Here is a 21,651-nt window from a genome sequence, read left to right on the forward strand (position 1 = left end):
CGTGCGGTCAAGGCTCGAGCAGTAGGGACAACCCCCCGGTAACCCTTATTTCGCGCAATGGCTTCCCACCGGCGTCCAGGGTGCGCACCGTGCCGTCGGCCGCCCAGTCCGCCTTGCCGTAGAAGCCGATCGACGCCTTGTCCGCCTCCGGCACCCAGGCGACACCCCTGGTCGCGCCCGCTTCGCGCAGCTGCGTGGCGGCCGTGGCGAGCAGCCTGCCGCCGTGCCCGCGCCGTCCCCACCGCGGTTCCACGAGCACGTTCACCAGCGCCGTCGTGGCCGCGTCGTCGGGCAGCGAGCCGTCCGCGTGCGCCACTTCCCCTTCGGGCGCCATCCCGGCGACGCAGAACCCGACCGTCCAGTCGCCCTCGGCCGCGACGAACACCTGGCCGTGCGCGACGGCCTCGGCCCACGCGGTCGAGGTCTCGTCGACGTCGATCGCCGCCAGCACCTCGGCGGGCACGAGGTCGCGGTAGGCGGTGCGCCAGGTGTCGCGGTGGATGCGGGCGATCTCCGCCACGTCGTCGGGCTGCGCGGTGCGCACGGTGGCGTCGGCCATGCCGGCACCCTATCGGCCGTCCCGGACGGGAGTGGCGTCGGACACCGTGGCCGAAATGCGCGTGATTCCGGGAGGTCCGGCGTGACAGCGTCAGCGACGTGCGTTGGGCAGCGTTGGGTGTCGTGTACGTGGTCTGGGGTTCGACCTACCTGGCCATCCGGTTCACCATCGAGTCGATGCCGCCGCTGCTGTCGGGCGGCTCGCGGTTCCTGATCGCGGGCGCGGTGCTGGCGCTGGTGGTGGCGTGGCGGGGCGGGCTGCGGATGACGCGTCGGCAGTTCGGCTCGGCGGTGCTGCTGGGGCTGCTGCTGCCCGCCTGGGGCAACGGGCTCGTGGTGCTGGCCGAGCAGTCGGTGGCGTCGGGGTTGGCGGCGCTGCTGGTGGCTTCCGTGCCGCTCTACGTGGTGCTGATGCGGCGGTTCGCCGGTGAACGGCCGCACCGCGTGACGTACGCGGGCGTGGTGATCGGGCTGGTGGGGCTGGCCGCGTTGTTGTTGGACGACATGGGCGACTCGTCGTGGTGGGGGCCGTGGGTCGTGCTGCTGGCGGCGTTCGGGTGGGCGCTGGGGTCGTTCCTGAGCAACCGGCTGGACACGCCCGCGAACCCGTTCGCGTTGTCGGCGGTGGAGATGCTGGCCGGCGGGACGGCGTTGACGGTGGTGGGGCTGGCCGCGGGGGAGCGGGTGTCGTTCGAGGTGATCACCACGTCGTCGTGGGTGGCGTGGGGTTACCTGGTGGTGTTCGGGTCGTTGCTGGCGTTCAGCTCGTACGTGTACGTGCTGGGTCAGCTGCCGGTGTCGACCGTGGCGACCTACGCGTACGTGAACCCGGTGATCGCGGTGGTGCTGGGCGTGTGGCTGGCCGACGAGCGGTTCGGGGTGTTCCAGCTGGCCGGCGGTCTGCTGGTGGTGGCCGCGGTGGTGTTGGTGGTCCGGGCCGAGCGGAAATGTCGTACCCCGGTGGGAGGATCCGTCCGTGCAGAAGATGAGCGCTGACGTCGCCCGCCGGATCGCGCTGGGCGCACAGGGTTTCGCCGACACCCGGCCCGCCTCGGCGCCCACCCGGCGGCACCTGCAGAAGGTGATGTCCCGCATCCGGTTGCTGCAGCTGGACTCGGTGAACGTGGCCGTCCGCGCGCACTACATGCCGTTGTTCAGCAGGCTCGGCGCCTACGCACCGTCCTTGGTGGACTCCGCCGCGTGGTCGCACAGCGCCCGCAAGCCACGGTTGCTGGTGGAGTACTGGGCGCACGAGGCGAGCCTGGTGCCGGTGGAGGACTGGCCGTTGCTGCACTCCGGCGCCAAGCGGCCGGGCTGGTGGAAGAACTACACGGCGATCGCCGAGCGCTCGCCGCAGCTCGTGGACGACATTTTGGCGGTGGTGAAGGAACTGGGGCCGGTCGGCGCGGGCGCGATCGAGAGGGCGCTCGCCGGTGGCGGGCCGCGGGCCAAGGACCACTGGGGCTGGAACTGGTCCGAGGTCAAGAAGGTGTGCGAGTACCTGTTCGGCGAGGGCGTGCTGACCACCGGTTCGCGGCGCGGCTTCGAGCGGCTGTACGACCTGAGCGAACGCGTGCTGCCGCCAGAGGCGTTGGCGCGGCGGCTGTCGGTCTCGGCAGAGGAGGGCGCGCGCGAACTGGTGACGCGTGCCGCGACGGCGCTCGGCGTGGCGACCGAGCCAGACCTGCGCGACTACTACCGCCTGCAGCCGGCCCGCAGCCGGCAGGCCGTGGCAGACCTGGTCGAGGCCGGCGTGCTGGAACCGGTCGAGGTACAGGGCTGGACCGCACCCGCCTACCGCCACGTCGAGGCCCGCGTACCGCGCCGGATCACCGGTCGCGCCCTGCTGTGCCCGTTCGACCCGCTGATCTGGGAACGAGCCAGAACCGAACGGCTCTTCGACTTCTTCTACCGGATCGAGATCTACGTACCCGCACCAAAGCGTGTCCACGGCTACTACGTCTTCCCGTTCCTGCTCGACGGCGAGCTGGTGGGGCGGGTCGACCTGAAGGCGGACCGGGCGGCGAGCGTGCTGCGGGTCCAGGCGGCGTACTCGGAGCCGACTGCGGACGTGGGCCGGGTCGCGGTGGAGTTGGCCGCCGAGCTGCGGCACATGGCCGACTGGTTGGAGCTGGACGACGTGGCCGTGGTCCCGAAGGGCGACTTGGCGCCGGCGCTGGGCGCGGTGGTCGGATGACGCGTCGACCCTCGGCAAGTGGCGGCGTGGATGGTGGTGATGCTCTCGGTCTCGTCGGCCGGGCCGTAGACGTCGGACATGCCCATGCAGCCCAGGCCCAGCGCGGACACCTCGGGCCCCGTCGTGCCGAGGAGGAGCACAGCGCCGTGGTCGACGCCCACGTGGCGACCCTGGTCGCGGACCTGACCCGGATCGTGGAGGACGGCGTGGCGTCCGGCGACTTCACCGCCGACGACCCGGCCGGGGCCGCCGAGGCCGTGCTGGCCGCCACCGCCAGGTTCCACGACCCGGTCCACGCGCCGTCGTGGTCGTCGCCGGAGGTCGACCGGAGCTTCGACGCGGTGGTGTCACTGCTGGTCGCGGGACTCCAAGCGGCCAAGTAGGAAACCGCGGCGCGCGCATCGGAGGTGCGCACGCCGCGGTCTGGTCTGACAAATCGGACCGCCGGTCAGGCCGTGGTCGCGGTGGTCACCAGGGCGTCGCCGCTACCGGTCCGACCGGTGATGAACAGCGCGGCCTCGTCCTCCAGCGGGGTGTCGGAGACGTCCAGGTCGCTGCGCGCCGAGCCCGAGCTGGAGACCAGATCCACCTGCGCCGTCACGCCCGGTCGCACGCCCACTCGCACGTCACCCGAGCCGGTGCCGAGCTGGAGCCGGCCGGACGCGGCGTCGGCGACCGTGACGTCACCACCGCCCGTGCGCACCTGAACGTCGTTCTGCACGGCGCCCAGCCACACGTCGCCGGTGCCCGTGTAGACGACGGTGTTCCCGCCGACCGACGACACCTCGATGTCGCCGCTGCCGGTCTTCGCCTTCAACCCGCCCAGCATCGGCCCGAGCCTCACCTTGCCCGAACCCGAGTTGACCTGCGACGACGCGTCCGCGCGATCTGCGGTCACGTCACCGGTGCCGGTCTGGATCTCCAGTCGGCCCGCCGCGCCGGTCACCGTCACGTCCGCCGAACCCGCCTTGGTGATCACGTGCGAGCCGAGCGGCGCCCGCACCGTCACGCCCAACGGCACGGCGCGCAACGGCAGGGCCTTGGACGAGTGCACCTTCAGTCGCCCGCCGGACAGCTCGACCTGGGCGTCCCGCACCGCGTCGCCAGGACCGGTCGGCTGCCCCGGCACGCCGCCGAACTGGTTGTTCACCCAGTTCAGCAGCCCGTTCAGGCCCGCCGTCCACGACTCGCCCGGCGACGGGTCGTGCTTGACCTCGACGTGCACGCCCGGCTCGTCGACCAGGTGCACCTTCACCCGGCCGGCGAGCAGCGCCACGTCGACCTCCACCACGCCGTCGACCTCGAAGCTCTGCTGCCGCACGACATCCGATTCCATGATCCCCCCTCAGCCCTGCACCCAGCCGCGGACGCGGGAGGACGACGACGAGTCGCCGCCCGACTGGTCCTTCGGCGGCCCCCAGTGCTTGTGGTGGCCACCGCCGCGCCGCCCGCCGACCGCGCCCTGCACGGCCTGCGCGACGAACGTGTTCAGCGACATGCCCTGCGCCGCGGCGGCCTGTTCCGCCTTGGCCTTCAGCTCGTCCAGCAGTCGCAGGGTGACGCGCGTGGCGTCACCGGCGGACGGCCGGGGAACTTCCTGCGGCTCGGGTTCGTGTTCTTCCCGAGCGGCCGTGCCGGTGACGACCACCTGCACGTCCCGTCCGTCCAACCGCACGTCGACGACGGGGCCGTCGAGGGCCGCGGTGACCTCCGCGGCCAGGTCGGACAGTGCGTTCATGAGCGCGAGCCGCGCGGCGGGCTCCAGAGCTGCGGACAGCAGGGCCGCGGTGCGCCGGGTGTTGTCGTCCCCGGCGGACGCGGCCGTGGCGAGGTCCTCGCGCAGTGCTGCGATGTACGGCGACAGATCCATGACACCACCATGACGTCAAAAGTGACATCAGTCAAGGAAACCCGTGATGTCGTTCATGGTGTCACCGGGCGGCACGGCGAACGGACGCACACCGGTCGACCGAACAGCGGCGCGCGAGCCGGCTTCGGTTAGGGTTCGAGCCATGGCTGAGACGGTGGCGCCGAAGGTGCAGTTGATCGCGAAGACGGAGTTCTTCCCCCCGGACGGCGTCCCGTGGTCGACCGACGCCGACGGCGGCGAGGCGCTGGCCGAGTTCGCCGGCCGCGCGTGCTACCAGTCGTGGACCAAGCCGAACCCCGCCACCGCCACGAACGCCGGCTACATCGAGCACATCATCGAGGTCGGCCACCTGTCCGTGCTGGAGCACGGCTCGGTCAGCTTCTACCTGACCGGCATCTCCCGCTCGCTCACCCACGAGCTGATCCGGCACCGCCACTTCTCGTACTCGCAGCTGTCCCAGCGGTACGTGCCCGAGCGCAACGCCGCCATGGTCGAGCCGGACGTCATCGCGAACGACCCGGAGCTGCACGAGAAGTTCCTCGCCGCCGCGCAGGCCAGCATCGCCGCCTACAACGAGCTGCTCAAGGGCCTGGAGGAGAAGTTCTCCGACGTGCCCAGCGCCACCCTGCGCCGCAAGCAGGCACGCCAGGCGGCCCGCGCGATCCTGCCCAACGCCACCGAGACCCGCATCGTGGTGACCGGCAACTACCGCGCGTGGCGGCACTTCATCGCCATGCGCGCCACCGAGCACGCCGACGTGGAGATCCGCGCGCTGGCCGTGGAGTGCCTGCGCCAACTGCAGAAGGCGGCGGCCAACGCGTTCGCCGACTTCACCATCTCCACCCTGGCCGACGGCACCGAGGTCGCCTCCAGCCCGCTGGTCACCGAGGGCTGACGGCCGTGAAGCGGCTCATCGTCGACGTCCAGCCGGGTGAGTACGCGGTCGCGCGGCTGCCCGCCGACGCGCCCGTCCCGGCCGGGCTGCTCGACGCGCCGGGCCTGGTCTCGGTGACCAGGACGCCCGACGAGCTGTCGATCGTGTGCCCGGTCGAGAACGCACCGCCGGCGGACACCGTCCAGTCCGGGTGGCGGTTGTTGACCGTGCGCGGTCCGCTGGAATTCACCCTCACTGGCATCATGGCCGCACTGTCGGGTGAACTGGCCGCGGCGGGTGTGAGCCTGTTCGCGTTGTCCACCTACGACACCGACCACCTGCTGGTGAAGTCGGGCGACCTGGCCCGCGCCGTGCAGGCGTTGCGCGCATCGGGTCACGAAGTCACGAAACCGTGAAACCGGATCGGGCGATGCACGGTCTGAAGTAGCGTTCCGCCCGGTCCGCGGTCGGGGTTTCGAGGAGTGACGGTGACTGGTCCGACGCAAGGTGTGAGCGCCCAACCCCGCGTGATCGCGGGCAGGTACACCCTGCTCGCCGAGTTGGGTCGCGGTGGCATGGGCGTCGTCTGGCGCGCCCAGGACAACGTGATCGGCCGCCAGGTGGCCATCAAGGAGTTGCACCTGCCCGACGGCATCGCGCTGGAGGAGCGCCGGGTGCTGGAGGAGCGGGTGCTGCGCGAGGCGCGCACCGCGGGCCGGCTCAACGACCCCGGCGTGGTCACCGTGTACGACGTGGTCGCCGAGGCCGGCATGACCTACATCGTGATGGAGCTGGTCGAGGCCGCCACGCTGTCCACCCTGATCGCCGCGCACGGCCCGATGCCGCAGGACCGGGTCATCTCGATGGCCATCCAGGCACTGTCCGCGTTGGACTCCGCGCACCAGGCCGGCATCGTGCACCGCGACGTCAAGCCCGGCAACCTCATGGTCACGCCCAACGGCCGGGTGAAGCTCACCGACTTCGGCATCGCCCAGGCCGTCGACGACCCGCGGCTGACCACCGCGGGCAGCCTCATCGGCTCGCCCGCCTACATGTCGCCGGAACGCATCCACGGCAACGAGGCCTCGCCCGCCTCCGACCTGTGGGCGCTGGGTGCGACGCTCTGCTACGCCGTCGAGGGCGCCAACCCCTACGAGCGCTCCACCACCGCGTCCACCCTGCACGCGATCATGAACGAGATGCCCCGCCTGACCAGGGCGCACGGCGTGCTCGGCGCGGTGATCACCGGCCTGATGATGCCCGACCCGAACGCCAGGCTGACCGGCCCGCAGGCACGCGCCATGCTGGAACGCGCGGCCGCCCAGCCGACGCCGCCGACCGGGTTCGGCGCGCCGCCGAACCAGACCATGCACTACACCGCGCCGACCGCCGTGCGGAAGCCGTGGCTCAAGGGCGTGCTGATCACCGGCACGGCGGTGGCGGCGGTGGCGCTGCTGGTCGCCGGCGTGTTCCTGGGCCGGTGGTGGTTCACCGAGCAGCCGCCCGCCGCGATGGCCGAGACGATCACCTACGGACCCGGCGGCACGATCCAGCCCGACCAGTTCAAGGCGGGCGGCGGGCAGTGCGGTGACAACCTGGTCGACCCCAAGAACACGGTCAACTACACCGACTGCGAGAAGCAGCACCGGACCGAGGTCTACGCGGCGGCCGAGCCGTTCGGGTCGGACAAGATGCCCTACCCGGGTGAGGAGTACCTGCGCGGGTACGCGGAGAACTTCTGCACGATGTACTTCATGTCCGACCGGGTGCCGGTCGAGGACAAGCAGTCCAAGCTCCGGTACGTGGCGCTCGTGCCGACCTTCGGCGCGTGGGAGGAGGACCCGACGAAGTCCAGGTCGTCGGACGAGGAGAGGCGCTACCGCGACGTGGCGTGCGTGCTGTGGAACAAGGACGGCTCCGCGCTGAACGAGCAGGTCTACGCCGAGTAGCGTGGGCGCATGGGCGTCGCGCGGGACGAACGCAGGCTGCTGACCGAGCTGTTCGCCGAGGTGGGCCCGGACGCGCCCACGCTGTGCGACCCCTGGCGCACGCGTGACCTCGCCGCACACCTGGTGCTGCGGGAGCGCCGCCCGGACGCGGCGGCGGGCATCCTGGTCAAGCCCCTGGCCGGCCACACGCAGCGCGTCCAGGACGCCTACGCCGCCAAGCCGTGGGACGAGCTGGTCGGGCTGGTCCGCGTCGGCCCGCCCCGGTTCTCGCCGTACGCGCTGGCCGACGAACTGGTGAACGCCGTCGAGTACTTCGTGCACCACGAGGACGTGCGCCGGGCGCGCGAGGACTGGGAGCCGCGTTCACCCGATCCGGTACGAGACGCGGTGCTCTGGCGGCGGCTCGCGCCGACCGCCCGGCTGATGTACCGCAAGAGCCCGGTCGGCGTGGTGCTGCGCCGCCCGGACGGCGAGGCGGTCGTGGCCAGGCGCGGCGCGAACCCCGTGGTGCTGACCGGGCAGGTCTCGGAACTGCTGGTGCACGTGTTCGGCCGGGCCGCCGCACGCGTCGAGTACGACGGCGAAGCCGAGGCGGTCCGGCTGGTGCGCGGCCTCGACCGGAGCATGTAGTCGCAGCTTGCGGAGGGTGACGCGGTAGATTTCCGGCCATGACCGCAAGTCCTACCGCCTCGCCCGGCCGACCTTTCGGCCGCGTGCTCACCGCCATGGTCACCCCGTTCGACGCCGAGGGGGCGGTGGACCTGGACAAGGCGCAGCGGCTCGCCGAGCACCTGGTCGGGCTGGGCAACGACGGTCTCGTGGTCAACGGCACCACCGGTGAGAGCCCGACCACCAGCGACGCGGAGAAGGCGGACCTGGTCCGGGCCGTGGTGGAGGCGGTCGGCGACCGGGCCACCGTGGTCAGCGGCGCCGGCACGTACGACACCGCGCACAGCGTGCACCTGGCCAAGCAGGCGGAGGCGGCGGGCGCGCACGGCCTGCTGCTGGTCACCCCGTACTACTCGCGACCCACCCAGGCGGGTGTGCTCGCGCACTTCACCGCCGTGGCCGACCAGGTCGGCGTGCCCGTGATGCTGTACGACATCCCGCCGCGCGCGGTGATCTCCATCGAGGTGGAAACGCTGCTGCGGCTCGCCGAGCACCCGCGTATCGTGGCGGTGAAGGACGCCAAGGGCGACCTGCTCGCGGGCAGCAAGGTCATCGCCGCCACCGACCTGGCCTACTACTCCGGTGACGACCCGCTGAACCTGCCGTGGCTGTCGGTCGGCGCGGTCGGCTTCGTCAGCGTCATCTCGCACATCGCCGCGGACCGGCTGCGCGACCTGCTCGACGCGTTCGAGTCCGGCGACGTCGCCGGCGCGACCGCGATCCACCAGTCGCTGCTGCCGCTGCTGCGGCCCTTCAGCCGGATGCCCGGCGTCACCTACGCCAAGACGGCGCTGCGCTTGCGCGGTCTGGACGTGGGTGACCCGAGGCTGCCGCTGGTACCCGCTTCAACCGAGGACATCAAGGCCGTAGAGGCCGAATTGGGAGTCAACGCGTGATCAACCCGAGCTCACCCCCGCCCGCACTGCCCGACGGAGGTCTGCGCGTCGTCGCACTGGGCGGAATTGGCGAGATCGGCCGCAACATGACGGTGTTCGAGCACGCCGGCCGGCTGCTCGTCGTGGACTGCGGCGTGCTCTTCCCCGAGGACGACCAGCCTGGCGTCGACCTGATCCTGCCGGACTTCCGGGCCATCGAGGACCGGTTGGACGACATCGAGGCGCTGGTGCTCACCCACGGGCACGAGGACCACATCGGCGCGGTGCCGTTCCTGCTCAAGCTGCGCCCCGACCTGCCGGTGGTGGGCTCGCGGTTCACGCTGGCGCTGCTCGCGGCCAAGTGCAAGGAACACCGCCAGACGCCGCGGCTGATCGAGATCACCGACGGCGAACGCCGCACGTACGGGCCGTACGAGTTGGAGTTCTTCGCGGTCAACCACTCGATCCCGGACGCGGTCGCGGTCGCCATCCGCACGTCGGCGGGTCTGGTGCTGCACACCGGTGACATCAAGCTCGACCAGTTGCCGCTGGACGGCAGGCTCACCGACCTGGCCGGGTTCTCCCGGCTCGGCGACGAGGGCGTGGACCTGTTCCTGGTCGACTCGACCAACGCCGAGGTGCCGGGGTTCGTCGCGCCGGAGCGCGAGATCGGGCCGGTGCTGGAGAACGTCATCCGCAAGGCCAACCAGCGCGTGATCGTGGCCTGCTTCGCCTCCCACGTGCACCGCGTGCAGCAGGTGCTGGACGTGGCCGTGCAGTACAAGCGGCGGGTCGCGCTGGTCGGCCGGTCGATGGTGCGCAACATGGGCATCGCGGCCGAGCTGGGCTACCTGAACGTGCCGGACGGGTTGTTCGTGGACCTCAACGAGGCCATGGAGATGCCCGAGGACCAGGTCATGTTCGTGTCGACCGGGTCGCAGGGCGAGCCGCTGTCGGCGTTGTCGCGGATGGCGCGCGGCGAGCACCGGCAGATCTCGATCAAGGCCGGTGACACGATCGTGCTGGCGTCGTCGCTGATCCCGGGCAACGAGAACGCGGTGTTCGGCGTGGTCAACGGCCTGGCGCGGCTCGGCGCGACGGTCGTGCACCAGGGCAACGCCAAGGTGCACGTGTCCGGCCACTCGCCCGCCGGTGAGCTGCTGTTCCTCTACAACGCCGTGCGGCCGTCGAACGTGATGCCGGTGCACGGCGAGTGGCGGCACCTGCGGGCGAACGCGGCACTGGCCGTGGCGACGGGCGTGAACCCCGAGCGGGTCGTCATCGCCGAGGACGGCGTGGTGGTCGACCTGGTCGACGGCAAGGCGGCGATCAGCGGCAAGGTCGAGGTCGGTCACGTCTACGTGGACGGCCTGTCGGTCGGCGACGTCGGCGAGTCCACCCTGTCCGACCGGCTCGTGCTCGGCGAGGGCGGCTTCATCGCGATCACCGTGGCCGTCGACTCCAGCTCCGGCCGCGCGGTCGCCCCACCGACCGTGTCCGGCCGCGGGTTCTCCGACGACCCGAAGGCCCTCGACCAGGCGATCTCCTTGGTGGAGATGGAACTGTCCCGCACCGAAGCCGAGGGCATCACCGACTCGCACCGCATCGCCCAGGCCGTGCGCCGCGTGGTGGGCCGCTGGGTCGCCGAGACCTACCGCCGGCGGCCGATGATCGTGCCGACCATCATCCCGGTGAACTGATCGACGTGACGCCGGTGCCGTCGCCCTCGCCGTGAGTCCGGCGGAGGCGACGGCACCGTGCTCCTCCGGCGGATTCGCCCAGGTGGGCGGTCCCTCGATCGCCGCGGATTCCGGTGTGGTGCCCGGTGGCGAACTGCTAGCCTCCGCGTGGGTCGGGGGATCCTTGATCGGGGGTATCTGTTGCGGTTCCTTCTCGCTGCCCTGATGGCGGCTGCCGTGGTCGTGGTCGTTCCGGTCGGGTCCGGGGCCGTGGCGGCGGAGGCGGCCGTCGGGTCGACTTACACGGCGTTGTCGCCGACGCGGGTGTTGGACACCCGGTCCGGTCGTGGTCCGGTCGGCGCCGGTGGCACGACGACCGTCGACCTGGCGGGGTCGGTGCCGGCGTCGGCCACGGCGGTCGTGTTCAACCTGACCGGGACCGAGCCGACGGCGGCCACGTACGTGACGGCGTCGCCGCACGGGCAGGCGCGGCCGGTGGTGTCGAACCTGAACCTGCGCGTGGGTGAGACGCGCGCGAACCTGGTGACCGTGGCCGTGGGCGCGGACCGCGTGGTCGACCTCTACAACAACGCGGGCAGCACGCACCTCATCGCCGACCTGGCGGGGTACTACGCGACCTCTGGCGGGTCGAAGTTCATCCCGGTGCGGGCGTCCCGGGTGATGGACGAGTACCGCGGCGGGCACGTCGGTCCAGGGGGCACGACGACGCTGGACCTGTCGCGGACCGTGCCCGCCTCGGCGTCCGCGGTCGTGCTCAACGTGACGGCCGCCCGCGCCACCGCGAACACGTACGTCACCGCGTGGCCCGCGGGCACCGCCCGGCCGACCGCCTCGACGGTCAACGTGCCGATCGGCGGCACCAACCCGAACCTCACGACCGTCGCGCTGGGCGCCGGACGGCTGGTGAACCTGTACAACAACGCCGGTGAGCTCGACCTGGTGGTCGACATCCAGGGGTTCTACACGCCGGAGTACGGAGCGGTGTTCACCCCGATCGCACCGCGGCGGATCTTCGACACCCGCAACGGCACCGGGAACGGCAACCAGAACGCCACGCCCATCGGGCCGCAGCGGTCCCGGGGTGTCATGCCCGACGCGGCGGTGCCGGCGGAGGCCATCGGCGCCGTGGTCAACATGACCGGGATCGCGCCGACGGCCGACACGTACGTCACGGCCTGGCAGACCGAACGCGATCGCCCGGAGACGTCCAACCTGAACCTGGCGCGCGGCCAGACGGCGGCGAACCTCGCCGTGGTCGAGATCCAGTACGACGTCCACGCGTCGCGCTTCTACACCTACAACAACGCGGGTGAGACCCACGTCGCCGTGGACCTGGCCGGGTACTTCTCGGTGCCGCCCGTGCCGTGCCTGCGCGACTGCGCCTACGTGTGGGGCGGCAACCACGGGCAGCTCGGCAACGGGACGACGACGTCCTCTTCGTTGCCGAAGCCGCTGCACGGGTTGTCCGGCGTGGTGTCGCTGGCGTCGAGCACCGCGGCGCTGGCCGACGGCTCGGTGTGGGTTTGGGGCAGCGGCAGGGGCTCGCAGTTCGGTGAAGCCTGGTACGCCTCCGCCGTCGTCCCGATCCCGGTGCGGGTGACCGGGCTCACCGGGGCCGTCGCGGTCGCCGACGGGTTTGCCGGCAACCACTACGCGTTGCGGGCCGACGGGACGGTCTGGTCCTGGGGCAGCGACGGCTCCGGCGCGCGGGGCCTCGGCGTGGGCGCCCACCCGGCGCAACCCCGGCAGATCCCCGGGCTCACGGGTGTCACCGCCATCGCGGGCGGTTGGGAAACCGGTTACGCGTTGCGCAACGACGGCACGGTCTGGTCCTGGGGCTGGAACCACCGGGGCCAGCTCGGCACCGGGTCCACCTCCGCGTCGTCGAGCGTGCCGACCAGGGTCAGCGGGCTCACCGGCGTCGTCAAGATCGCCGCGGAAGGGGCGACCGCGTTCGCCGTCACCGCGGACGGCACCGCGTGGGCGTGGGGCGACAACTACAGCGGCGCCCTCGGCAACGGCACGACCGACTACATCTCCCGGGTCCCGGTGCGCGTCTCCGGGTTGACCGGGGTGGTCGAGATCGACGGTGACAGCTACAACGGCTACGCGGTGCGCAACGACGGCACGGTGTGGTCGTGGGGCGATGGCTCGTCCGGCGCGCTCGGCGACGGGAGCGACTGCTTCGACTGCGTCAAGAACGTGCCGGTTCGGGTTGTCGGCATCACCGGCGCCGTCGACGTCGTCAGCCACATCTACGGCGGGCAGGTGCTCGACGCCTCGGGTCGGCTCTGGATGTGGGGCAACAACTCCAGCGGCGACCTCGGCACCCCGCCCAGCGGCATTCCCGCGCTGCGGCCCGTCCAGGGCCCGGACCTCGGCACCGTCACCGCGCTGGGCGACGGTGGGCAGGCACTGGTGCCCAACCCGTGAGAACCGGGTGGGCGCCGGCGATCACCGGCGCCCACCCGCACCTTCCGCGGGAACGCCCAGGAGCCGCGTGGCGCGCAGCCGTCGTGCGCGGGCGGCCGGCAGCTAGCGGACAGCGGCGCGGCGGCACGTCGGGCTGCCGACATGCTGGGCCGGTGAACCGCAGCGAACCGGCCGTGATCGCGGTGTTCCGGCTGCGGGAGTTCCGCTTCCTCTGGGCAGCGGAGCTGTTCTCGATCTTCGGTGACCAGTTGGCAAGGGTCGCGCTCGCGGTCCTGGTGTACGGGCGCACGGAGTCGGCGTTGTGGGCGGCCGGCGTGTACGCGTTGACGTTCCTGCCCGCGTTGTTCGGCGGGGTCCTGCTGTCCTGGCTCGCCGACCGGTACCGGCGGCGGGCGGTCATGGTCACGGCGGACGTGGCGCGGGCCGTGCTGGTCGCGGTGATGGCGGTGCCGGGGCTGCCGTTGTGGGCGTTGTGCGGGCTGCTCGTGGTCGTGGTGCTGCTGGGGTCGCCGTTCACCGCCGCCCAGGGCGCGTTGCTGCCCGACGTGCTGTCCGGTGACCTGTACGAACGCGGCCTGGCCGTGCGGCAGATGACCAGCCAGGCCGCGCAGCTGGTGGGGTTCGCGGGCGGTGGGGTGGTGGTGGCCGCGATCAGCCCGGGGCTCGCGCTGGTGGCCGACGCGGTGACGTTCCTACTGTCGGCCGCCCTGATCCGGATCGGTGTGCGGAATCGGCCACGGCCTGCCGTCGCACGGGAATCCGCCGGTTCGGTGCGCGGGGTGATCAGGTCGGTGGCCCGCGATCCCCGACGGCGGGTGCTGGTGCTGTTGGCGTGGCTGGTCGGCTGGTACGTCGTGCCCGAGGCGCTGGCCGTCCCGTACGCCGACCAGCTCGGTGCGGGACCGGCGGTGGTGGGCGTGCTGATGGCGGCCGACCCGCTCGGCAGCGTGCTCGGGGCCTGGCTGTTCGTCCGGTACGTGCCCGTGCACCACCGCGCCCGGCTGGTGGGCGCGCTGGCGGTGTGCGCCGGGATTCCGTTGGTGCTGTGCGCTTTCCGGCCCGGTCTGGTGCTGACGTTCGTGCTGTGGAGCTTGTCCGGCGCGGCGTCCACGGCGTACCTGTTGCAGACGCAGTCGGGGTTCGTCCGCGCCACGCCCGACGCCGAACGCGGCCGTGCCATCGGGGTGGCGTCGTCCGGGATCGTTGCGGCCCAAGGGTGCACCGTGTTCGTCGGCGGGTTGCTGGCCGACCTCTGGGACCCGGCGACCGCGACGGCCGTGGCCGGTGGGACGGGCGCGTTGTGCTCGCTCGCGTGCGCGGTGGCTTGGCGGCGGGCGAACCAGCCACCCGCGGGCGACGTGCCCGCGGGTGGCTGATCCGTCACCAGCTCTTGTTGCGCGCGGCCCAGTTCTTGCCGCGGACCGTCCAGTCCTTGTTCGTCATCTCGTACCTCCTGCTCCGGGTGGGCCGTGTTGCCCACCCGGGACCAGGCTGCTCCGCCCCGCGCCGCCGACGTCGGGACTGGCCTGTTCCGGTCACGTCGTCACTCCGGCCGCCACGGGCTGTGCCCCGTCGTCGGCCGTGTGGGGTCGTGGAACTTCGGCAGGTCGGGCTCGTTGATCCGCAACGGCACCAGGCCGGCCGTGATGGCGCGCATGATCCGCTCGTGCGCCCGCCGCGCGTCGCCCGGCTTGCCGTCCTCCAGCCCGGACAGGTCCACGGGCTTGCCGAAGTGCACCTTGAACGTCGGCCGCTTCCGCAGCCCGCGCAGGTAGGACGTGAGGTAGGGCTTGAAGTCGGCCCACCCGCTGACTCGCGTGTTGCCCCAGTACACGGCCTCGTGCGCGCCCCACTGGCTCACCGGGACCACCGGGATCCCGCCGCTGAGGGCCAACCTCGCCGCACCCGTCTTGCCCCGCTCCGGCCACAGACCGGGGTCGAGGCTGATCCGGCCCTCCGGGTACATGGCGATCGGGTCGCCACCGCGCCGCAACGCCTCGACGGTGCGGTGGTAGGCCTCGCCGACGTCCGCCGCCGCGCGGTCCACGCGCAGGTGGCCGGACGCACGCAGCGCGGGTCCCATGATCGGTGCGTCGAGCAACCCGCCCGCGAGCAGGAAGCGCGGTGCGACACCGATTCGGCGGCACGCCGCGATCAGCACGAACGGGTCGAGGTTGCCGATGTGGTTGGACGCGAGCAGCAGGGGACGTCCCCTGAGGTCCGCCGGGATGTCGCCGGTGACTTCGAGTCGTCCGCTGAGACCGACGAACCCTTGGTCGACGGCGGTCAGCACGCGCCACAGCAGTGGTGTGGACACGACGGGCAGGCTACGGCAGTGCTGGATTGCGCCGCCTCCGGCGTCGCGGGCGAGGTCGCCTGGAAGTCGATCGTTCGCGCCTGATTTCCCGCGTGATCGCCGGGAAATGAGTCGCGAACGACCGACGCGACCTCGCGGCGGGCGTGGCCAACGTTGTTAACTGGGGCTGGTGGGGCCTCAGCGACTACGGTATACACCATGGCCGGCCGAACTGGAACCTCGCGCAAGGGCACGACCCGCAGCTCCGGGGCGAAGCCACGGGCCGGCGCATCCCGACCGGCCTCCAAGCGCTCACCCGCCAAGCGAGCGGCGGCGAAGAAGTCGTCCAGCTCCATCGGCAAGGTCTGGGGACTGCTCGGTCGCGGTGTCGGCTCGGTTGTCCGCGCGGTCGGCCGGGGCAAGGAGCTCGACCCGGCGCACCGCCGTGACGGCCTGGCGCTGGTGCTCATCTCGCTGGCCGTGATCACCGCCGCGGGCGTGTGGTGGCAGGCGGGCGGTCCGGTCGGCCAGTGGGTCGACGTGGCCGTGCGCAGCTCCGTCGGCGGCCCCGCGGTGATCGTGCCGGTGGTGCTGCTGGCGGTCGGCGTGACCCTCATGCGCACCGACCCGAGCCCCGAGGCACGACCCAGGCTGGTGATCGGCTCGATCCTGGTCGCGGTCGGCTTCCTGGGCATGTTCCACCTGGTGGGCGGTTTGCCGATGGACCCGATCGCCCGCCGTGACGCCGGTGGCGCGCTGGGCTTCCTCGCCGGTGGGTTCCTCGCCCAGGGCCTCACGCCCTGGGTCGCCGGGCCGCTGCTCGTGCTGATCTTCGCCTACGGCGTGCTGCTGCTCGTGCACGTGCCGATCCGCGAGGTGCCCGGCAAGCTCGGCGGCCTGCTGCACCGCAAGGCCGACCAGTTCGACGGTTTCGGCGCCGAGGAGGTCGAGCCGGAGCCGGAGGAGGAGAAGCCGGCCAAGCTGCGCCGCCCGTCGCGCAGCCGCCGCCAGGCCGCCGCCACCGCAGAGCCCGACGAGCAGCCCGAGCTGCCGCTGGACGAGGAGCCGCCACCGCCGCCACCGGCCAAGTCCACCCCCAAGCCGAAGGCGACCCCCGAGACCTCGAAGGCCGCCGCGATCGCCGTGCGCGCGGTCGAGGGCGACTACCGGCTGCCGCCGCCCACCATCCTCAAGGACGGCGACGCGCCGAAGGCCCGCAGCAAGGCCAACGACGTGATGATCGAGGCCATCTCCGGCGTGCTCGACCAGTTCTCCATTGACGCGCAGGTCACCGGCTTCACCCGCGGCCCGACCGTGACCCGGTACGAGGTCGAGCTCGGTCCGGGCGTGAAGGTCGAGAAGATCACCGCGCTGACCAAGAACATCGCCTACGCGGTCGCCACGGACAACGTGCGGCTGCTGGCGCCGATCCCGGGCAAGTCCGCGGTCGGCATCGAGGTGCCCAACAGCGACCGCGAGATGGTGCGGCTGGGCGACGTGCTGCGCTCGCCGTCCACGGTCAAGGACAACCACCCGATGGTCATCGGGCTGGGCAAGGACATCGAGGGCCACTTCGTCACCGCGAACCTGACCAAGATGCCGCACCTGCTGGTCGCGGGCTCCACGGGTTCCGGCAAGTCGAGCTTCGTGAACTCGATGCTGGTGTCCCTGCTGGCGCGCGCCACCCCGGACGAGGTCCGGATGATCCTGATCGACCCGAAGATGGTCGAGCTGACGCCGTACGAGGGCATCCCGCACCTGATCACGCCCATCATCACCCAGCCGAAGAAGGCCGCCGCCGCGCTGGCCTGGCTGGTCGAGGAGATGGAGCAGCGCTACCAGGACATGCAGGTCAACCGGGTGCGCCACATCGACGACTTCAACCGGAAGGTGCGCTCCGGCGAGATCTCCGCGCCGCCCGGGAGCGAACGCGTCTACCGGCCGTACCCGTACATCATGGCGATCGTGGACGAGCTGGCCGACCTGATGATGACCGCGCCGCGCGACGTGGAGGACGCGATCGTCCGGATCACGCAGAAGGCGCGTGCGGCGGGCATCCACCTGGTGCTGGCGACGCAGCGGCCGTCGGTGGACGTGGTGACCGGTCTGATCAAGACCAACGTGCCGTCCCGGCTGGCGTTCGCCACGTCCTCGCTGACCGACTCGCGGGTCATCCTGGACCAACCGGGCGCGGAGAAGCTGATCGGCATGGGCGACGGCCTGTACCTGCCGATGGGCGCCTCGAAGCCGGTGCGCATCCAGGGCGCGTACGTCGCCGACGACGAGATCTCCGAGATCGTCAACTTCACCAAGGACCAGGCGCAGCCCGAGTACACCGACGGCGTCACGGCGGCGAAGGCGGGCGAGAAGAAGGAGATCGACGCCGACATCGGCGACGACCTGGAGCTGCTGATCCAGGCGGCCGAGCTGATCGTCACCTCGCAGTTCGGCTCGACGTCGATGCTGCAGCGCAAGCTGCGGGTCGGCTTCGCCAAGGCCGGTCGGCTGATGGACCTGCTGGAGACGCGCGGCGTCGTCGGCCCGTCGGAGGGCTCCAAGGCCCGCGAGGTGCTGATCAAGCCCGACGAGCTGGACTCGGTCGTCTACCTGATCCGCGGTGGCTCCGGGCCGGGCGACGACGGGGACGAAGACTGACCGCGTTGGCGCACAAAGCGATTGTCGAATAGTCGGTCGAATGGTGCGGTCGAATCAGTCGAATACGTCGGGCGTTGACCCGGCGCGCATTGTGCTGCGATAGTCGGGACCTCCACCGCCGCGTCGCCAGGTATCCCGCGCACCGCGTTTCGAAGCGATTCGGCACCGGTGTGCCGAAGTGGGCAGCGTTGCCCGGGAAGAAGCGCCATGAACAGGATGCGCTCGGCCGTGATCGCGGTCGCGTTGGTGGGTTCCCTGCTCGGAGCGACCGGTGTCGCGCACGCCGCGACCTGGTCGTCCAGCGACCAGTGGGCCACGTGGTCCAACGGCGGGTACACGGTCCGCAACAACATCTGGGGCTCGGGCGCCGGTTATCAGGGGATCTGGGCCAACTCCTACAGCAACTGGGGCGTGTGGGCCAACCACCCGAACACCGGCGGCGTGAAGTCCTACCCGCACTCGGCGAAGGCGGTGAACCGGAAGCTGAGCGGGTTGAGCAGGCTTTCGAGTTCGTTCAACGTGACCCGGCCGGGGTCGGGCGCCTATGCGACGGCCTATGACATCTGGGCCGACAACCACGCTTACGAGATCATGATCTGGATGAACAAGCAGGGCGCGGTCGGGCCCATCGGGTCGAGGCAGACCACCGTGTCCGTCGGGGGTCACACCTGGGACGTGTACCGGGGTTCCAACGGCTCCAACGCCGTGTTCTCGTTCGTGCGGACGAGCAACACCAACTCGGGCACGGTCGACGTCCTGGCGGTGCTGAAGTGGATCGGCGCGCGCGGGTGGTACGGCGACGTGACCGTGGGCGACGTGCAGTTCGGGTTCGAGATCACGTCGTCGTCGGGTGGCATGGACTTCGTGTCGAACAGCTTCTCGATCACGACCTGAGGACTTCGCAGGGGCCCGGCCGATCGGCGTGGGCCCCTGCGAAGCGGTCGACCGGTCAGCTGGCGCCGAACTCGCGCACGGCCTGGTAGTACAGGTCGGCCGTGCGGTTGCAGGACCAGTTGCCCGCGCACTGGTGGTACAGGTCGGACTTGAAGTTGTTGTCGATCCGCAGCCGGGTCGTCGCGTTGAACCGGCCCTGCCGCTTGTAGTTGCGGTAACCGAAGTCGTGCCGGTGGCAGGCGGGCAGGAACTTGAAGCCGAACGGGTTGTCCGGCGACCACGAGCAGCCGTCCGACGACCAGTCGAGCTGGGTGCTGTAGGGCCGCTGCGCGCGCAGCGAGCTGAACTGCGACAGGGACTTGGTGAACAGGTAGTCGTCGGTCACGGCGGGCGCGTTGATGGCCGCCTGGCCGACACCGGCACCGGCGCCGGCCACCAGGGCGAGCGAGGCGACCACGACGGCGAAAGCGTTGCGCAGGGATTTCACGAGCACTGTTGTTCCCCTCGGTTTTCGGGCTTGAGGGGTTTTTACCGGCCGGAGATCAACGCACAACAGCCCCGATCGGCTCATACCGCGTCAACGACGGGTGAACGTTGTCCCGCACGCGATCCCGGCCGCGGGCCGGACCGGTTGACCTCGTAATCCCAGCAACGCCAACAGATCGGCGTCCGCCGCACCGCCCGGCAGGCATCCGCTGTGCCATTCGGAGGCAGACCGACTGTGCCGCTTCGCCTCTCTTGAGGAGGCTGAACCACCCGCCGCACTGCCCGTACCCGACCAACACCGGCTCGTCTGTTCAGCCGGGCGCCGACCCCGCCACCGGTCCGGCGTCGGCGGCCGGGACTTCGCGCAGCCGCAGCCAGTCCGTGGGCGTGATCAGGCCGCACGCCTGCGGTAGTACTCCGAAACCCACGGCCCGGCCAGACCGATCGCCATCACGTACGCGAACACCACCACGACGACCACCGGGCCGACCGCCACGGCCAGTTGCGGCACCACGAGGCACTCGGCGACGAACAACAGCACCCAGAACACCAGCCGCTTCACCCCCGATCGCAACGGGTGCCTGCCGATCGAGCGGTCGTACCGGTACCCCGCGCGCAGACCTACCAGTGCTCCGATGAGTGCGATCACGCCTCCGCCCTCCGTGCGTAGGTGGTGAACTGGTCCAAGCCGCTTCGGCAAGCGCTTGCGCCCGGCACGGGCACCCGGACGCCCGGGCCGGGTCGGGCACGACCGCGGTCACCTGATCGGCTCGTCGTGGTCGTCACCCCGGTCGAGGAACCGCTGGATCGTCGGCTCGTCGGGGAACTCGTCGTCCTCATCGGTCTCGATGAGACGTTCCGCGATGGGCACGGGTTCCTCCACCCAGGCGGGCTGGAAGTCGTCGCTGGGCAGCAGTTGGTGGCGGCGGGCGAACTCCTCGGCGGCCTCGCGGATGGACTCGCGCAACGTGCCGATGACCACCGTCTCGGCCGTGTAGGTCAGCTCCACGAGCAGGGCGCGCATCCGGTCCAGTTGGTCTTCCTGGTCGGCGTTGTCCGCCAGTTGCGGCCACAGCCTGCGCTCGAAGACCTCCACGAAGTCGGCCGCGATCCCGTCGGTGGCCGTGCGCAGGTTCGCGAACTTGTCCAGCACGTCCTCGCTCGGGACGGACAGCGTGGCGAGCCGGTTGCCCGCCTCCAGCGCCCAGCGGCGGACGTGCGGCCAGCCGCGGCGCCAGCGGACCAGGCCGAGCTGCACGGCGCGGCGCAGGACGCGCGGCCGGATGTCGCCGAGCGGGACCAGGTGGCTGATGTCGCGGACCTTGATCCGGACCCAGTCGTCCGGGCCTTCCGCCTCGCCGACGCCCAGCACCGCCGCGACGCTCGCGCCCTTCTCGCGCGCCTTCACCAGTTCGGCGATGGCGGGCAGCGAGAAGCCGCGCGACTGCAGGCGTTGGACGAGCGTGAGGCGTTCCAGATGGGAGGCGTCGTAGTAGGCGACCCGGCCCTGCCGGCGGGGCGGGTGCAGCACGCCCTTGGTCTGGTACATGCGGATGGTGCTGCCGGGCAGGCCGACCCGGACCGCCAGCTCGTCGACCGTCAACTGCTCCACGTCGCCGATCTTGGCGGTTCTGAGTTCACTGAGTCAACACTCTTCGAGTTTTCACTCGAAGAGTTACAGGTGCAGCAGCATGCGCGAGTTGCCCAGCGTGTTCGGCTTCACGTACGAGAGGTCGAGGAACTCCGCGACACCCTCGTCGGCCGACCGCATGATCTCCTCGTACACCTCGGGGGAGACCGGCGTGCCGTCGATCTCCACGAACCCGTGCCTGCCGAAGAACTCGGTCTCGAACGTCAGCACGAACAGCCGCTCCAACTGCAGCTCACGGGCCGTCTCGATCAACCGGTGCACGATCCGGTGCCCGATGCCCCGCCCCAACGCGTGCGGCGACACCGCCACCGACCGGATCTCGGCCAAGTCCTCCCACAGCACGTGCAGCGCACCGCACCCGAGCACCACACCGTCCTCTTCGGCGACCCAGAACTCCTGGATGTCCTCGAACAGCGTGACGAGCGGCTTGGCGAGCAGCACCTTGCCGGCGTAGGCGTCGATGAGGGCCTTCATCGCCCGAACGTCGCCGGTGCGGGCGCGACGCACGTTGATCGAGTCGTTCACGGTGCAAACGCTATGCCCA

At 71.1% G+C, this 21,651-nt stretch carries 21 protein-coding genes; 13 read left to right on the forward strand and 8 right to left on the reverse strand.

The window, feature by feature from the left end:
* Positions 1–7: 7 nt before the first annotated feature.
* Positions 8–559 (reverse strand): GNAT family N-acetyltransferase, encoded by a 552-nt coding sequence (locus tag A6A25_RS40105; protein ID WP_073899556.1) that lies wholly within the window; start codon positions 557–559, stop codon positions 8–10.
* Positions 560–657: 98 nt separating this feature from the next.
* Between A6A25_RS40105 and A6A25_RS40110 the strand changes: the two genes are divergently transcribed.
* From A6A25_RS40110 to A6A25_RS44495, 3 genes are all read left to right on the forward strand, one after another.
* Complete coding sequence (locus tag A6A25_RS40110; protein WP_073899558.1) at positions 658–1,554, forward strand: EamA family transporter; 897 nt, start codon at positions 658–660, stop codon at positions 1,552–1,554.
* A complete protein-coding gene (locus A6A25_RS40115) occupies positions 1,544–2,755 on the forward strand; it encodes a winged helix-turn-helix domain-containing protein (protein ID WP_073899560.1) in 1,212 nt (403 codons plus the stop codon). Before A6A25_RS40110 ends, A6A25_RS40115 begins: the two co-directional genes overlap by 11 nt.
* A 146-nt stretch (positions 2,756–2,901) precedes the next feature.
* Positions 2,902–3,138 carry a hypothetical protein gene (locus A6A25_RS44495; RefSeq protein WP_073899562.1) on the forward strand — a complete coding sequence of 79 codons (237 nt, stop codon included), beginning with the start codon at positions 2,902–2,904 and terminating at the stop codon, positions 3,136–3,138.
* Between the two features lie 65 nt (positions 3,139–3,203).
* Here the strand turns inward: A6A25_RS44495 and A6A25_RS40125 are convergent, their stop codons facing one another.
* Positions 3,204–4,091 (reverse strand): DUF4097 family beta strand repeat-containing protein, encoded by an 888-nt coding sequence (locus A6A25_RS40125; RefSeq protein ID WP_073899563.1) that lies wholly within the window; start codon positions 4,089–4,091, stop codon positions 3,204–3,206.
* Positions 4,092–4,100: 9 nt separating this feature from the next.
* Complete coding sequence (locus A6A25_RS40130; protein ID WP_073899565.1) at positions 4,101–4,625, reverse strand: toxin-antitoxin system HicB family antitoxin; 525 nt, start codon at positions 4,623–4,625, stop codon at positions 4,101–4,103.
* Positions 4,626–4,767: 142 nt separating this feature from the next.
* Here A6A25_RS40130 and thyX point away from each other — a divergent pair, with 142 nt between their 5' ends.
* The 8 genes from thyX to A6A25_RS40170 all read left to right on the forward strand — a co-directional run bounded on the left by thyX (position 4,768) and on the right by A6A25_RS40170 (position 14,501).
* Positions 4,768–5,520 carry an FAD-dependent thymidylate synthase gene (thyX, locus tag A6A25_RS40135; RefSeq protein WP_073899567.1) on the forward strand — a complete coding sequence of 251 codons (753 nt, stop codon included), beginning with the start codon at positions 4,768–4,770 and terminating at the stop codon, positions 5,518–5,520.
* 5 nt (positions 5,521–5,525) lie between these two features.
* Positions 5,526–5,915, forward strand: a complete 390-nt coding sequence (locus A6A25_RS40140; protein ID WP_073899569.1) for an ACT domain-containing protein — start codon at positions 5,526–5,528, stop codon at positions 5,913–5,915.
* 72 nt (positions 5,916–5,987) lie between these two features.
* Positions 5,988–7,448 (forward strand): serine/threonine-protein kinase, encoded by a 1,461-nt coding sequence (locus A6A25_RS40145; RefSeq protein WP_073899571.1) that lies wholly within the window; start codon positions 5,988–5,990, stop codon positions 7,446–7,448.
* A gap of 9 nt (positions 7,449–7,457) precedes the next feature.
* On the forward strand, positions 7,458–8,078 hold the full coding sequence (locus tag A6A25_RS40150; RefSeq protein ID WP_073899573.1) for a TIGR03085 family metal-binding protein: 621 nt from the start codon (positions 7,458–7,460) through the stop codon (positions 8,076–8,078).
* Between the two features lie 38 nt (positions 8,079–8,116).
* Positions 8,117–9,013: a 4-hydroxy-tetrahydrodipicolinate synthase gene (dapA, locus tag A6A25_RS40155; RefSeq protein WP_073899575.1), complete on the forward strand. Its 897-nt coding sequence runs from the start codon at positions 8,117–8,119 to the stop codon at positions 9,011–9,013.
* Positions 9,010–10,692: a ribonuclease J gene (locus tag A6A25_RS40160; RefSeq protein WP_198933042.1), complete on the forward strand. Its 1,683-nt coding sequence runs from the start codon at positions 9,010–9,012 to the stop codon at positions 10,690–10,692. The genes dapA and A6A25_RS40160 overlap by 4 nt, the downstream gene beginning before the upstream one ends.
* Positions 10,693–10,896: 204 nt before the next feature.
* Positions 10,897–13,125 carry an RCC1 domain-containing protein gene (locus tag A6A25_RS40165; RefSeq protein WP_073899579.1) on the forward strand — a complete coding sequence of 743 codons (2,229 nt, stop codon included), beginning with the start codon at positions 10,897–10,899 and terminating at the stop codon, positions 13,123–13,125.
* A 152-nt stretch (positions 13,126–13,277) separates the two neighbouring features.
* Positions 13,278–14,501, forward strand: a complete 1,224-nt coding sequence (locus A6A25_RS40170) for an MFS transporter (RefSeq protein WP_241829175.1) — start codon at positions 13,278–13,280, stop codon at positions 14,499–14,501.
* Between the two features lie 167 nt (positions 14,502–14,668).
* On the opposite strand, the gene A6A25_RS40175 is transcribed toward A6A25_RS40170, so the two are convergent.
* Positions 14,669–15,442, reverse strand: coding sequence for a lysophospholipid acyltransferase family protein (locus A6A25_RS40175; protein WP_083669061.1), 774 nt, complete (start codon positions 15,440–15,442; stop codon positions 14,669–14,671).
* Positions 15,443–15,640: 198 nt separating this feature from the next.
* On the opposite strand from A6A25_RS40175, the gene A6A25_RS40180 reads away from it, so the two are divergent.
* Both A6A25_RS40180 and A6A25_RS40185 read left to right on the forward strand, forming a co-directional pair.
* Positions 15,641–18,076, forward strand: coding sequence for a DNA translocase FtsK (locus tag A6A25_RS40180; RefSeq protein ID WP_073899583.1), 2,436 nt, complete (start codon positions 15,641–15,643; stop codon positions 18,074–18,076).
* 207 nt (positions 18,077–18,283) lie between these two features.
* A complete protein-coding gene (locus tag A6A25_RS40185; RefSeq protein WP_073899584.1) occupies positions 18,284–18,970 on the forward strand; it encodes a glycoside hydrolase family 12 protein in 687 nt (228 codons plus the stop codon).
* A gap of 55 nt (positions 18,971–19,025) precedes the next feature.
* On the opposite strand, the gene A6A25_RS40190 is transcribed toward A6A25_RS40185, so the two are convergent.
* The 4 genes from A6A25_RS40190 to A6A25_RS40205 all read right to left on the reverse strand — a co-directional run bounded on the left by A6A25_RS40190 (position 19,026) and on the right by A6A25_RS40205 (position 21,632).
* Positions 19,026–19,457 carry a phospholipase gene (locus tag A6A25_RS40190; RefSeq protein ID WP_073899843.1) on the reverse strand — a complete coding sequence of 144 codons (432 nt, stop codon included), beginning with the start codon at positions 19,455–19,457 and terminating at the stop codon, positions 19,026–19,028.
* A 390-nt stretch (positions 19,458–19,847) separates the two neighbouring features.
* Positions 19,848–20,105, reverse strand: coding sequence for a hypothetical protein (locus A6A25_RS40195; RefSeq protein WP_073899586.1), 258 nt, complete (start codon positions 20,103–20,105; stop codon positions 19,848–19,850).
* A gap of 108 nt (positions 20,106–20,213) precedes the next feature.
* Positions 20,214–21,068, reverse strand: a complete 855-nt coding sequence (locus A6A25_RS40200; protein WP_073899588.1) for a MerR family transcriptional regulator — start codon at positions 21,066–21,068, stop codon at positions 20,214–20,216.
* Positions 21,069–21,131: 63 nt separating this feature from the next.
* Positions 21,132–21,632: an amino-acid N-acetyltransferase gene (locus A6A25_RS40205; protein WP_241829176.1), complete on the reverse strand. Its 501-nt coding sequence runs from the start codon at positions 21,630–21,632 to the stop codon at positions 21,132–21,134.
* Positions 21,633–21,651 lie beyond the last annotated feature (19 nt).

The organism is Saccharothrix sp. CB00851, from assembly GCF_001905065.1.
Lineage (GTDB): Bacteria > Actinomycetota > Actinomycetes > Mycobacteriales > Pseudonocardiaceae > Actinosynnema.